This is a genomic window from Gordonia sp. SL306 (assembly GCF_026625785.1).
Lineage (GTDB): Bacteria > Actinomycetota > Actinomycetes > Mycobacteriales > Mycobacteriaceae > Gordonia.
On the sequence record NZ_CP113063.1, the window covers coordinates 2,035,896 to 2,049,149 of the forward strand.

The following is a 13,254-nucleotide window of genomic DNA, read 5'->3' on the forward strand; positions in this document are numbered from 1 at the left end:
CCTAGTAGTCGGCGATCGCTGCGATCGCTCCACGGTCGATGGCCGCCACGAATGTGGCGTGATCACGGGCGTTGCATTCCGCGTATCTGATAGCGAATCGTCCCATGGCGCGATCGAATTCGTCGGTCGACCCGAGGTATTCGGAGATCGCGATCGGATCCCCGGACCGCGCATGACCGTAGGCGAGGACACGGCCGCACACCCGTCCGTAAGCCCGGAGTGCAGCGGGATCGAGGGTCTCGATCACCACCGAGCCTTTGCCATCTCGCAATTGGCGGAGATAAAAGTCCCGGTACACGCCGTCGAAACCGACACCGGAGTCCCAGCCGAGGAACACGTCGCTGACGGCCTGGATCAGTCGCTGGCCGTTGACCACCCGCTCACCCTGGTTCAGGTGTTCGGGACCGTCGAGATAGCGCGCGAGCACCGACTCCTGCGCCTCCTTGGCCTGCAACAGCAACGGATCGCCATCGTCCTTGCCGCGGAACAACACCACCCAGGCCCGAGTTCCCACACTGCCCACGCCGACCACCTTGCGCGCCATCGCGACGAGTTCGAATTTGTCCAGCAGGACACGATGATGCGGCGGCATCGTCTCTCGGAAGTCGCGCAACCGCTCGTTCAGTTCGGCGTAGGCGCCTTCCATCTCGGTCGGATCCAGCAGTTCCTCGACCGGCACGATCAGCGGCGGCGAACTGACGAAACCGATCTTCCCGTCGGTCACCGTGGTCAATTTCGACAGTGCCTGGAGGGTGTTGTGCCGCCACGCCTTCTTGATCTGCTTCTCCAGGTTCTTGGCGGTCACGGCGTTGATCGTCTGCCGGATCCCGTCCAGGTTCCCGGCCGGCTCGGTGTGGCTGTACCAGCTGTCCAGGGTTCCGAGATTCGCCTGCGCGGCCATCGTCTCGCGGTATTCGCAGGCGCACTCCCGCGCAACGGCCTTCCCCTCCTTGCGTCCGAATCCGTTGTCGAGCGCGGCCACCACAAGACTCGCAGCCAACCGCTTGACATCCCATTCGAAGGGGCCGGGATATGTCTCGTCGAAATCGTTGACGTCGAAGGCGAGTCGACGTTCCGGGGTCGCGAAGAAGCCGAAATTGCTCAGATGGGCATCCCCGCAGAGTTGTACGGTCATGCCACTGTGCGGTGTCTGCGAGAGATCGTCGGCCATCGGGAGTGCGGCGCCGCGATAGAACGTGAACGGGGACCGCGCCATCCGCCCGTGGCGGATCGGCACCAGTTCGGGTACCCGGGAATCCGCCTGCTGCAGGAGCAATTCCATCGGGTCTCGGTGGGTGCCCGCATCGAGCACACCGGGCGGCACCTCGCCGAGCTCACCCGGCGCCACCCGTTTCCTGGCGGCGCGTCCGGACGCCACGCGCTCGGTGATCGAGAGATAGCCGGGGCCGGCGTGCATCATCGGCTCACCGCCGGTCGTGTCGACTGCCGTGTCCATCATCCGACGATGACAGCTCTCCCGACCAGCAGGCATCACCCAGGCGGTATGAAGATCCCCCGATGCAGGCGAACTCACCCGCTCCGGATGATCCGCCGGCGGTCGGATCACTCGCATAATGAGGCGAGCCCGGTACCTCGGAGGTATCCGGGTGCTTCGCTATCGAAGGAGACGACCATGTGGGATTCATTCTGGGACTTCATCTGGTACACGCTGGTCGTGTTCGCCTTCCTGGCCTACCTGATGATCTTGTTCTGGATCATCACCGACCTCTTCCGAGATCGGGCATTGTCCGGCTGGTGGAAAGCGGTCTGGGTGGTGTTCCTGATCGTCGTGCCATGGTTGACGGCCCTGGTCTACCTCATCGCTCGCGGGCACGGCATGTCGCAGCGCGCGGCCGAGGCGCAGTCACAGGCACGACAGCAGAGTGACGACTACATCCGCTCCGTCAGCGGACGATCATCGGCCGAACAGATCGCCGATGCCAAGGCTCTGTTGGACGCGGGGACGATCGACGAGAAGGAGTTCGCGCAACTCAAGGCCAAGGCACTCGGCTGAATCCGGAGGTGTTAGTGTTCCGGAAACGCGTGACTGGCCTTGACCGGTCGTGTGTCACATCTGCGCACCCACTGTGAACCTCCGTACGATTCCGCCCGGAGGCGTGCCATCGGGGCAGTTCACGCGGAGAATGGTCTCATATGGACACCACACTCATCTTTGCCCTGCTCTCCGTTCTGATCGTGACCACCGTCGGGATCGGCGCGATGATCGGCCTGCTCGCACATGCAGGCACACGCCCGGTTCCGGTTCGTGTCGACGATCAGCTGCCCGAGGTCATTCCGGCCAGCTGACCCTGTTCGAGCCTGCGACCCGACGGATCGGCATCCGCTTCACTCCGTGAACGAAGTCACTGCGCACGTACTCCGGATCGCCGAGTTCCACGTCGGGCAGCCGGGTCAGAAGCTCGGTGAACAAATGCGTCAGTTCCATCACGGCGAGCTGCTTGCCGAGACAGAAGTGCGGGCCCCCGCCACCGAATCCGACGTGCGGATTGGGAAAACGGTCCAGGTCGAACCGATACGGGTCGTCGAAGACCTCATGGTCGAAATTGCCTGAGCAGTAGAACAGGACGACTTTCTCCCCTGCCGCGATCGGCGTGCCGGCGAGCTCTGTGTCGACCGCCGCGTGCCGGGCGAAGCTGATCACCGGCGTCGACCACCTGATGAACTCGTCGACGGCTCCGCCGATCCGCCCCTCGAGATCCTCGAGCAGCCACCGACGCTGATCCGGATTGTCGATCAGCGCCTTGAAGGCATGCGAAGTCGTCTGCTTGGTGGTGTCGTTGCCCGCCGAGCCGAGCAGCACCATGAATGCGCCGATCTCATCGTCGGTGAGCCGGTGCCCGTCCACTTCGGCGTTGACGATGTTCGTCATCAGATCGTCGCGCGGGTCCACCCGTCGCTTCTTCGCCAGTTCCACTCCGGCACCGGTCAGGATGCCGAGTTGGGTCATCAGGAAGACCGCCTGCTCCTCCAGGCCACCGGCGTACTCGTCGTCGCTGGCGCTGAAGACGCTCTCCGCGGCGAACGCGACCGCTTCGTGCTCGTCGGGATGGATACCGATCATCTCCGAGATCGTCAGCATCGGGAGCTTCTTCGACACGGCGTCTGTGAAGTCCACGGGCGCGCCGGAATCCAGGTCGTCGAGCAACTCGCCGACGATCCGCTTTGCATTCGCCCCGATCTGCGCCTCGATGCGACGGACCTGCTTCGGCGTGAACGCCATCGAGATCAGCCGGCGATAGCGCGTGTGCTCGGGCGGGTCCATTGTCAGGAAGAAGGTCATGCTCCGCTGGATCTCCGCAGGCATCGGATCCATGCTGATCCCGTTGCTCGAACTGAAGAGTTCCGGGTGCTGGCTGACATGACGGATGTCGGCATGCCGCGTCACCGCCCAATATCCGGCCTCCTCATGCGGGAACATCGATTCGGCCGGACGATGCCACGTCAGACCGTCGACGGCACGTAGCTCGGCGAAGGTGTCGTCGCGGTTGCGGAAGTCCTTTTCCCAGAAGGCGGTTGCCGATATGTCGAGCGGATGGAAGGCGTGAGCGGAGGTCAGTTCGCTGGCCTCGGGCATGATTCCTCCAAAGAGTCGGGCTGCGCTGATGGGTCTACCGTATGCCATCCAGTACTGTCAATCGGAGCTGCCGCCAGGGCGGTTCCGCAGGCCACCGGGCGGCCGCCCCGGTCGACGACGATGCGGGTAATCTCGAACACACCGGCCGAGAATTCCCGCGGCCACCACATCCGAACACGAGATCGACACCGAGGTGACCACCATGAAGACACGACTGACCTGCCCGTGCGGCGAGATGATGAAGGGCACTGACGAGGACGAGTTGGTGACGCTGGTGCAGAAGCACCTGGCCGAGAACCATCCCGACCACGACTACAGCCGGGACGAGATCCTGTTCATGGCCTACTGAGGGCCGATTCGCCGCTCCGCGTTGACCGGACGGCCGCCGGTCAATACTGTTGCCCATACAGTACGAATGATCCGACGGACCGGCCTGCTCTCGGCGGAAGGACCATCACGATGCGCATCACCGTCGACACCGACCGATGCGTCGGGCATGGTCTCTGCGAAGCCACCTCACCCGAGGTCTTCGAGGTGAACGACGACGGCTACGTCGACATCGATGATGCCGCCGCAGACACAGCGGGCGAGCCGATTCTGCGTGAGGCGGCAAACAACTGCCCGTCGGCGGCGCTCACCCTCGAACCCTGACGGAGGCGTACCCGGCCGAAATCACCTGACCCGCCCCGATTCATGCCGTGCCACGCACCACAGCGCACCGGCAGGGGGATCCCGTATGCGCTACAGTGGCGGCAATACGGGCTGTCAGAGAGGCTGGTTCAGGGATGGCACGCAAGGAGAACGCCCCGAAGCGCGAACGGCGGGAGCGGGGATCCATCGATCCCGAGGAAATCATCAAGGGCGCTTTCGAACTCGCCGAGGAGATCGGCGTCGACAACCTGAGCATGCCGTTGCTCGGCAAGCATCTCGGCGTCGGCGTGACGAGTATCTACTGGTACTTCCGCAAGAAGGACGACCTCCTCAACGCGATGACCGACCGCGCCCTCGAACGGTACGGCCTCGCCGCGGCCCTCAAGCATTCGAGCGACGACTGGCGGACGCGTCTCCATGATCACGCTCACGCCATGCGGGACGTGTTCTTGAAGAACCCGATCCTCTGCGATCTCATCCTCATCAGGTCCTCGCTCGGGCCGCGCAATGCGCAGCTCGGCGCGCTGGAGATCGAGAGGTCGGTGGAGAACCTGATGCGCGAAGGGCTGTCCCTCGAGGATGCCTATGACAGCTACTCGGCAGTGCAGCTGCACGTACGAGGGTCGGTGGTGCTCGAGCGCCTGCACGAGAAGAACAAGGCCGAGGACTCGGCCGCCCAGGCGTACTACGAGAATCTGATCATCACACCCGATCAGACCCCATTGCTCGCCGAGGCCGCCGCCAAGGGCCGCGTGGGCGGCGCTCCCGACGAGCAGAACTTCGAGTACGGGCTGAGCTGCATTCTCGACCACACCAGTCGGCTCATCGACGAGCAGAAGAACGCGCCGAAGAGTGCGGCCAAGCGTTCACGGGTTGCCACCAAGGCGCCGGCCACCAAGGCCGCTCCGCGTCGGCGGGCGAGGTCCGCCGCCGGCAGCTGACCCCGGCCGCGCTCGCGAAGCCCCCGCCATGCGAATCATGTTCGGGAACGGTCGGATTCACGCCGGGCCGACTCCGAGAGGTGGCCCACCACGGCCTGCACCGCAATCCGCGACGACGGCCGGGTCAGCGCCTCGTACACCCGTGCCGCCCGAACACCCTTGAGTTCCAACCGTTTCACCCCGGGATGCCGCACCGCGAAGCGCGGTATCAGCGCGATACCGTGACCGGCCGCGACGATGGCCTCGATGGTCGCGAAGTCGAGCATCCGTTGCGTCACCCGGGGAGCCACGCCGGTCACCGCCGAAATCGACAGCAACACATCGTCGACGGGGAATCCCCCCTCCACGCTGATCCAGTCGTGGTCGGCCAGCTCGGCGACCTCGACCTCGTCGTGGTGCGCCAGCGTCGATTCGCGGGCGACCACCACGTCCACCGGCTCACGCATCAACTCGGTCACCTCGACACGGGGTTCACGCACCGACGCCGTGCGCTCGTCCCGGTGGGTCACCACGACGTCGAAATCCGCCAGCGACGGCGCCGCATCGGAGTAGCCGACGTCGAGTTCGGAGGCGTGCACGTCGATCCCCGCACCCGAGGCCCTATCGAGCACGGCCGGCAGCAACAGCGTCGCACCCGACGGGAACATCGCCAGGCGCACCGAGCTCTTCCCCGACCGGTACCCGGCCATCTCCTCCTGGGCCCGCTCGACGGCGGCGATCACCTCGTCGGCGCGCAGGACCAGAGCCCGACCCGCGTCCGTGAGGCGTATCCGCCTGCCGTCTTGCTCGAGGAGTTCCACGCCGGACTCCTTGGCGAGCACCTTCAGCTGCTGCGACACCGCAGACGGCGTCATGTGCATCGCGTCGGCGACGGCACCGACCGCTCCGCGATCGGCGAACTCCCGCAGCAACCGCAGCCGCTTCACATCCATGAGGAAGAACCCTATCGAAGGTCCACAACAGTTCGGATCTGCTACATCATCGCGGATGATGATGTCGCGGCCGCCTCGATGCCGAAGGTCGCTCGATAGGCGGACGGCGTGGTCGCGTACACCTTTACGAAGTTCTGCCTCATCGTCACCGCACTCCCGAATCCACAGGCGTGGGCGATACGGTCCATTCCCCATCGTGTCCGCTCGAGCAGCACACGGGCCTCGTCCAGGCGATGGTCCAGAACCCATTTCGCCGGCGACATCCCGGTGGCGCCCCGAAAGTTGCGGACCAGGCTCCGACGGCTCATGCGCGCACGCGCGGCCAGTTCATCGACCGAGAGATCGTGATCGAGGTGTGCCAGCGCCCAGGAACACACGTCCGAGATCGGGTCACCGGCAGGATGGTCGGCGACGGGACGCTCGATGTATTGGGCCTGGCCGCCGTCGCGGTGCGGTGCCACGACCAGACTGCGCGCCACCCGATTGGCCGCCGACGCACCGAGGAATCGCCGGACGATGTGCAGGCATGCGTCGATGGATGCGGCGGTGCCAGCCGACGTGATCACGTCGCCGTGGTCGATGTAGAGCACCGACGAATCCATCCGCAGGGTCGGATCACGCTGGGCGAGTTGAGACATCCACTGCCAGTGGGTGACCGCGGACCGCCCGGCGATGAGACCCGAGTCCGCAACGGCCACCGCTCCAAGGCACAGACCGACGATCACCGCCCCACGCGCATGCGCGTCGCGGATCACGGTCCGGAGTCCGTCGCCGATCGGCGGCAGGTCGGCGGGCCAGGTGGGGATGATCACGATGTCGGCGTCGTCGGCCACCGACGGATCCGCGACATCGGACAGCGTGTTGCCCTCGGCGGTCCGCACCGCGCCGCCGTCGAGCGACCACAGCGTCGTCGCCCAATCCTCGGCGAGACCGAGCCGTGCCACCTCACCGAACACCATCTGCGGCGCGGCGATGTGAAACAGCGACGCGTCGTCGAACACATGGATGGCGGTGCGCATATCCCTCCGCATCTGGTCGGTCATCCTCTACCGTCCGACCTGTGGCCCGATCTCATCGAAAGTGTGCATGTGGGCCACTACCCAACCGAACCACACCGCGGCAGGCTTGGCCATACCCGTTCTGCACCCACGAGGAGAGTGACCATGACCGCCACACCGCGCCGCGCCCTGATCGTCGTCGACGTCCAGCAGGAGTACTTCGACGGACCGCTGCAGATCCAGTACCCACCCCGGGACGACGCGCTGGCGAACATCGTGACCGCCATCGACGCCGCGACGTCGGCGGGCATCCCGGTCGTCGTCGTACAACACACCTATCCCGATGGGACGCCGGTGTTCGCCGAAGGAACACCGGGTTGGCAATTGCACCCCTCGATCGTCGAGGCGACGCCGGCTTCGGCCAAGCACGTGCGCAAGCAGTTCGGATCGGTCTTCGCCGGCACCGACGTCGCCGACTGGCTCGCCGGACACGACGTCGACACCATCACCATCGTCGGGTTCATGGCCAACAACTGCGACATCGCGACCGCCGTCGAGGCCGAGGGGCTCGGGCTGAACAGCGAGATCCTCTCCGACGCGACCGGCGCGATCCATCTCGCCAACGAGGCCGGGACGGTGTCGGCGGAAGATCTGCACCGGACTCTGATGGTGCTGCTGCAGTCGAACTTCGCCGCTGTCGCGACCACGGCAGACTGGCGGACGGCGCTCGAATCGGGCAGCGCTCTGACCAAGAACAATCTGGTGAGCTCTGCCGTCGGAGGCCGCACCGCCCGCGTGTGACGCCGCCCTTCCGCTGCAATCGAGACCCGAACGGGAATTAACCGGACCCGAGTACCATTTACCCACCATGAAGAAGATCGGTTTCCTGTCGTTCGGCCACTGGTCGGACTCGCCGGGCTCACAGGTCCGCTCCGGCTCCGATGCGCTGCTGCAGTCCATCGACCTGGCCGTCGCCGCCGAAGAGCTCGGCGCGGACGGCGCCTACTTCCGGGTGCATCATTTCGCCCGGCAGCTGGCGTCGCCGTTCCCGTTACTGGCCGCCGCGGGCGCCAAGACCAGCACCATCGAGCTCGGCACCGGCGTCATCGACATGCGCTACGAGAACCCGCTGTACATGGCCGAGGACGCGGGCGCCGCCGATCTCATCGCAGGCGGCCGGCTGCAACTCGGCATCAGCCGGGGATCCCCGGAACAGGTCATCGAGGGGTACAAGTACTTCGGCTATGTGCCACAGGAGGATTCGTCGGACGCGGAGATGGCCCGACAGCATGCCGACGTTTTCCTCAAGGTCATCGACGGCAGCGGTTTCGCGCAACCCAATCCGCGACCGATGTTCCCGAATCCGCCCGGCCCGCTGCCCATCGAACCCCAGTCCCCCGGTCTCCGGGACCGGATCTGGTGGGGCGCCGGGTCCCGCGCGACCGCGGAATGGACAGCGCAGCAGGGGATGAACCTGATGAGTTCCACATTGCTGACCGAGGACACCGGCGTCCCGTTCCACAAGCTGCAGGCCGAACAGATCCAGCGCTTCCGGGATGCCTGGGCTGAGGCGGGCCACTCCCGTGAACCGCGAGTGTCGGTGAGCCGCAGCATCTTCGCGCTCGTCGACGACCGTGACCGCGAATACTTCGGTCGGGGCGGTACCGAAGACGACCAGGTGGGCGTCATCGACAACACGGTCGCCCGGTTCGGACGGAGCTATTCCGACGAGCCGGACAAGCTGATCGAGCAGCTCCGTGAGGACGAGGCCATCGCCGCCGCCGACACCCTGCTGTTGACCGTCCCGAATCAGCTCGGCGTCGAGTACAACGCGCACGTGATCGAGGCAATCCTCACGCACGTCGCGCCGGAACTCGGCTGGCGCTGACCCTTCCCCGCCGACAGCAACGCCTTTCCCGCCGACAGCAACCTGAATTCTGCCGACAGCAACACGTTTCCCGACGACAGCAACCGGGCTCGGTTGCTGTCGTCGGAATTCGGGTTGCCGTCGGCGGATGTTTGTGTAGCTCAGCTACACCGTTGATGCGATTTATTTCGATTGTCCTGGATGAAGGACGCCAGCACGATGGTCGTCATGACAAGTCGCGATCGGCTCCTCGGGCTCGGCGTGATCGTGCTGTGGGGATTGAACTTCATCGCGATCCACCTCAGCCTCGACCACTTCCCGCCGTTCTTCTGCGCTGCGCTGCGCTTCGCGGTGATGGCCGTCCCGGTCGTGCTGTTCGTACGATTCCCCACGGTCCGGATGAAATGGTTCCTCCTCTACGCCGTCGGCTTCGGCATCCTGCAGTTCTCCTTCTTGTTCCTGGCGATGAACATCGGGATGCCGACCGGCCTGGCGTCGTTGGTCCTGCAGACTTCCGCACCCTTCACGGTGCTTCTCGGTGTCCTGTTCCTGCGGGAACGGATGAGTCCGCTGCAGGTCATCGGCATCGCGGTGGCAGTGGTGGGGATGATCGTCATCGGGATCGACCGCGCCGCCCACAGCTCGCTCGGTGTCGCCGCGGTCGTCCCGATGCTCCTGACCGTTCTGGGCGGCCTCGGCTGGGCGTTCGGCAACATCGGTTCACGCCTGTCCCGACCGGATGACGCGCTCCGCATGACCCTCTGGATGTCGGTCGTACCACCGATCCCGTTCCTGCTGATGAGCCTCGCCTTCGACGGCCCGACCGCCGGGATCGAGTCGATGACCACCCTCGGATCGCACAGCGGGCTGCTCGCACTCGCAGGTCTCGCCTACACGGTGGTCCTCGGCACGGTCGTGGGATCGGGACTGTGGACGCACCTCATGTCGAGATATCCGGCGAGCCGTGTCGCCCCACTGTCGCTGCTGGTGCCAGTCGTCGGGATCACCGCGGCCTGGCTGTTCCTGGGCGAGACGCCAACCGTCGTCGAGATCGTGGGGGCGGTGACCGTGATCGGCGGATGCGCCGCGGGCGTCCTCGCATCGCCGATGTCGAACCCCAAGGCGTCGGGGGCAGAACCGTCAGCTCAGCGACTCCGCCAGAGCGGCACCGATCCGGTCGACGGCGGCACGGGCATCCGGACTGATCAGCGTCATGTTCGCGAACGCGTGCATCAGACTGCCTGCCCGGTCGAGAGTCACCGGGACGCCCGCCGCCTTCAGTCGGTCGGCGTAGGCGATGCCCTCGTCGCGCAGCGGGTCGAAGCCCGCGACGATCACGTACGCGGGCGAGAGGCCGGAGAGGTCGTCGGCCAGTAGCGGCGAGACCCGCGGATCGGTGCGCTGGTCGACGTCGGGAACGTAGTTGTCGAGGAACCAGTCCATGTGCTCATCGGTGAGGTACAACCCGGTGGCGAACTCATGGCGCGACTGCCGTTTCGTGGACGCATCGGTGACCGGGTAGATCAGCATCTGCAGGCATGGCGTGACAGCGTCGTCGCGGACCTGCTGGGAGACCACCGCGGCGAGGTTGCCTCCGGCACTGTCCCCGGCGACAGCGATGTGATCGCTCGGCACACCCCAGGCCGGCGCCTTGGCGACCGCGAACCGCCACGCCGCGAGTGCATCGTCCACCGCAGCGGGAAATCGATGCTCGGGTGCGAGCCGGTAGTCCACCGAGAGGACGTCCGCCCCGGTGGACAACGCCAGACGTCGGACGAGGTTGTCGTGGCTGACCCGGTCGCCCTCCACCCAACCACCACCGTGGAAGAAGACGACGATGCCGACCGAGTCGACCTTTGCCCGATACCGCGTCACCGGGATCGGGCCGCCTGGCCCGTCGATGACGAGGTCCTCCTCGACCGCCATCGGCGGCAGCTTCTCGGCCATCGTCGACGCGTTGTCGCGCACATCGGCACGCGCCCGCTCGACTGACTTCCCGGCCAGTGCGAAAGCCGGCAGATGCGCGGCCACCCAGCCGGTCAACGCCATCTCCGGCGCCAGCCGGTCCCCGTCCGCGTTGACGCGGCCCCATCGACCCGCGAAGCGCAACAGCGCCGGCGGAGCATGACCGGCTCCACGCATCAATGCCCGCTGGACACGGGCGGGGAACGGGAGCGACATCGCTGTGGCCTGACTCACGATCGTGAGCGTACCCCCGGCGCACCGTCGTACTGCCCGTCACGGCTTGTGTCAGACTCGATGCCATGCCCGACCGCGTGAGAACACCGATGCGCACCAACGTCGCACTGGCCGCCGCATCCGCGGCACGCTGGGCGTCACGAACCGCAGGCCGCGGCAAGGGCTCGATGATCGGTGGCCTGGTGGCCGCCAAGATTGACCCGAACATCATGGGACGCCTCGCCGCGGGCAAACGTACCGCGCTGGTGACCGGCACCAACGGGAAGTCGACCACCACGCGGATGACTGCCGCGGCGCTGTCCGAACTCGGCGAGGTCGCCACCCAGGCCGACGGCGCCAACATGGACGCGGGGATCATCGCGACACTGACCCTGCACCGCCCGGCGACCATCTGCGCGCTCGAGGTCGACGAGCTCCACGTGCCGCACGTCAGCGATGCCGTCGATCCCGAAGTCCTTGTGATGCTGAATCTCTCGCGTGATCAGCTCGATCGGGTCGGCGAGATCAACATGATCGAACGCCGCCTGCGCGACGGCATCGCACGGCACCCGACGACGACGGTCGTCGCGAACTGTGACGACGTCCTGATCACCTCCGCCGCGTTTGACGCACCGAAGGTCATCTGGGTGGCGGCCGGTGCCGGCTGGGTCGGCGATTCAGTGAGCTGCCCACGCACCGGCGAGCCCATCGTCCGCAACGGCGACGACTGGCACTCCAGCGGCGACGACCAGTTCCGGAGGCCATCACCGCACTGGTGGTTCGATGACGAGAACATCTATGGCCCAGACGGTTTCGTGGCCCCGATGACACTGTCGGTGCCCGGTCGGGCCAACCGTGGCAACGCCGCCCAGGCAGTCGCGGCGGCCGTGGCGATGGGCGCCGATCCGGCGAAGGCGGTGGCCGCGGTCGGCACCGTCGGCGAGGTCGCCGGCCGCTACGGCATCCATCAGATCGGCAATCATTCCGTCCGGACCCTGCTGGCCAAGAACCCGGCCGGATGGCAGGAGGCCCTGTCGATGATCGACCAGGACGCCGACGGACTCGTGATCGCGGTCAACGGGCAGGTCCCCGACGGCGAAGATCTGTCCTGGCTGTGGGACGTGCGGTTCGAGGCGTTCGAGACGATGCAGGTGGTTGCGGCGGGTGAACGTGCCGCCGATCTGTCGGTGCGACTGCTGTACGCCGGGGCCGAGCACACCACCATCCCCGACCCGATGAAGGCCATCGCATCATGCCCGCCGGGTCGCGTCGAGGTGCTGGCCAACTACACGGCGTTCCGTGACCTCGGCGTCGCACTCGATCGCGCCGAACGCGCACGGGGCTCCGACCTGCAGAAGGGCGCGGAACAGTGAGCGAATCGACCCTCCGGATCGGACTCGTCCTGCCCGATGTGATGGGAACCTACGGCGACGGCGGCAACGCGCTGGTACTCAAGCAGCGCGCACGCATGCGGGGTATCGATGCCGAGATCATCCAGATCACCCTCGACGACGAGGTGCCCGATTCCCTCGACGTCTACGCCCTCGGCGGCGCAGAGGATTACGCGCAACGTCTGGCCACCCGCCATCTGACGCGCTATCCCGGCCTGCAACGCGCTGCGTCCGCAGGTCGTCCCGTTCTGGCCATCTGCGCGGCGATCCAGGTCCTCGGCCACTGGTACGAGACGTCGGCAGGCGAGCGGGTCGACGGGATCTCCCTCTTCGACCTCACCACTGCCCCACAGGCCGAGCGCAGCATCGGCGAACTGATCACCGCCCCCGCCGTCGACGGACTGACGGCTCCGCTCACCGGATTCGAGAATCACCGGGGCGGAACAACTCTCGGAAGCGATGCGATGCCTCTGGCGCGCGTCCGCAGCGGCGTCGGCAACGGTGTCGGCGACGGCACGGAAGGCGTCATCCAGGGATCGGTGCTGGGCACCTACATGCACGGTCCGGCGTTGGCACGCAATCCCGAGCTGGCCGACTACCTGCTGGCCCGCGCGACAGGCTCCGATACCCTTGCACCGCTGAACCTTCCGGAGGTCGAGCGGCTGCGGAAGGAACGGCTGGCCGTCGGTCGGCGCGGCTGA

The 13,254-nt window shown here is 66.2% G+C and carries 14 protein-coding genes and 1 pseudogene; 10 read left to right on the forward strand and 5 right to left on the reverse strand.

Annotation, left to right across the window (positions count from 1 at the left end):
- Nucleotide 1: 1 nt before the first annotated feature.
- The gene (locus OVA31_RS09315) at nt 2-1,420 is read right to left on the reverse strand and encodes a DUF2252 domain-containing protein (RefSeq protein WP_420714202.1); all 1,419 of its coding nucleotides are present in this window, start codon (nt 1,418-1,420) and stop codon (nt 2-4) included.
- A gap of 213 nt (nt 1,421-1,633) precedes the next feature.
- Between OVA31_RS09315 and OVA31_RS09320 the strand changes: the two genes are divergently transcribed.
- Both OVA31_RS09320 and OVA31_RS09325 read left to right on the forward strand, forming a co-directional pair.
- The gene (locus OVA31_RS09320) at nt 1,634-2,014 is read left to right on the forward strand and encodes a hypothetical protein (protein ID WP_267630783.1); all 381 of its coding nucleotides are present in this window, start codon (nt 1,634-1,636) and stop codon (nt 2,012-2,014) included.
- Between the two features lie 140 nt (nt 2,015-2,154).
- Nucleotides 2,155-2,307, forward strand: coding sequence for a hypothetical protein (locus tag OVA31_RS09325; RefSeq protein WP_267630784.1), 153 nt, complete (start codon nt 2,155-2,157; stop codon nt 2,305-2,307).
- Here the strand turns inward: OVA31_RS09325 and OVA31_RS09330 are convergent.
- Nucleotides 2,291-3,595 carry a cytochrome P450 gene (locus OVA31_RS09330; RefSeq protein WP_267630785.1) on the reverse strand — a complete coding sequence of 435 codons (1,305 nt, stop codon included), beginning with the start codon at nt 3,593-3,595 and terminating at the stop codon, nt 2,291-2,293. The two genes, OVA31_RS09325 and OVA31_RS09330, sit on opposite strands and share 17 nt — an antisense overlap.
- A gap of 202 nt (nt 3,596-3,797) precedes the next feature.
- On the opposite strand from OVA31_RS09330, the gene OVA31_RS09335 reads away from it, so the two are divergent.
- From OVA31_RS09335 to OVA31_RS09345, 3 genes are all read left to right on the forward strand, one after another.
- Nucleotides 3,798-3,944, forward strand: a complete 147-nt coding sequence (locus tag OVA31_RS09335; protein WP_267630787.1) for a DUF1059 domain-containing protein — start codon at nt 3,798-3,800, stop codon at nt 3,942-3,944.
- 110 nt (nt 3,945-4,054) lie between these two features.
- Nucleotides 4,055-4,246 carry a ferredoxin gene (locus tag OVA31_RS09340; protein WP_267630788.1) on the forward strand — a complete coding sequence of 64 codons (192 nt, stop codon included), beginning with the start codon at nt 4,055-4,057 and terminating at the stop codon, nt 4,244-4,246.
- Nucleotides 4,247-4,380: 134 nt separating this feature from the next.
- Nucleotides 4,381-5,187: a TetR/AcrR family transcriptional regulator gene (locus OVA31_RS09345; RefSeq protein ID WP_267630789.1), complete on the forward strand. Its 807-nt coding sequence runs from the start codon at nt 4,381-4,383 to the stop codon at nt 5,185-5,187.
- Nucleotides 5,188-5,222: 35 nt separating this feature from the next.
- Here the strand turns inward: OVA31_RS09345 and OVA31_RS09350 are convergent, their stop codons facing one another.
- Both OVA31_RS09350 and OVA31_RS09355 read right to left on the reverse strand, forming a co-directional pair.
- A complete protein-coding gene (locus OVA31_RS09350; RefSeq protein WP_267630790.1) occupies nt 5,223-6,119 on the reverse strand; it encodes a LysR family transcriptional regulator in 897 nt (298 codons plus the stop codon).
- A gap of 41 nt (nt 6,120-6,160) precedes the next feature.
- On the reverse strand, nt 6,161-7,138 hold the full coding sequence (locus OVA31_RS09355) for a GlxA family transcriptional regulator (protein WP_267630791.1): 978 nt from the start codon (nt 7,136-7,138) through the stop codon (nt 6,161-6,163).
- 144 nt (nt 7,139-7,282) lie between these two features.
- Between OVA31_RS09355 and OVA31_RS09360 the strand changes: the two genes are divergently transcribed.
- The 3 genes from OVA31_RS09360 (at nt 7,283) to OVA31_RS09370 (ending at nt 10,361) form a co-directional block, all read left to right on the forward strand.
- Nucleotides 7,283-7,918 (forward strand): cysteine hydrolase family protein, encoded by a 636-nt coding sequence (locus tag OVA31_RS09360; RefSeq protein ID WP_267630793.1) that lies wholly within the window; start codon nt 7,283-7,285, stop codon nt 7,916-7,918.
- Between the two features lie 67 nt (nt 7,919-7,985).
- Nucleotides 7,986-9,005, forward strand: coding sequence for an LLM class flavin-dependent oxidoreductase (locus tag OVA31_RS09365; protein ID WP_267630794.1), 1,020 nt, complete (start codon nt 7,986-7,988; stop codon nt 9,003-9,005).
- 207 nt (nt 9,006-9,212) lie between these two features.
- Nucleotides 9,213-10,361: an EamA family transporter gene (locus tag OVA31_RS09370; protein ID WP_420714165.1), complete on the forward strand. Its 1,149-nt coding sequence runs from the start codon at nt 9,213-9,215 to the stop codon at nt 10,359-10,361.
- Here the strand turns inward: OVA31_RS09370 and OVA31_RS09375 are convergent.
- Nucleotides 10,263-11,165: pseudogene (locus OVA31_RS09375) on the reverse strand (alpha/beta hydrolase); the annotation flags it as partial. The gene OVA31_RS09370 and the pseudogene OVA31_RS09375 sit on opposite strands and share 99 nt — an antisense overlap.
- Before the next feature lie 83 nt (nt 11,166-11,248).
- Between OVA31_RS09375 and OVA31_RS09380 the strand changes: the two are divergent.
- Both OVA31_RS09380 and OVA31_RS09385 read left to right on the forward strand, forming a co-directional pair.
- Entirely contained in the window at nt 11,249-12,535 is a 1,287-nt protein-coding gene (locus OVA31_RS09380; protein WP_267630797.1) for a Mur ligase family protein, read from the forward strand.
- Nucleotides 12,532-13,254, forward strand: coding sequence for a type 1 glutamine amidotransferase (locus tag OVA31_RS09385; protein ID WP_267630798.1), 723 nt, complete (start codon nt 12,532-12,534; stop codon nt 13,252-13,254). Before OVA31_RS09380 ends, OVA31_RS09385 begins: the two co-directional genes overlap by 4 nt.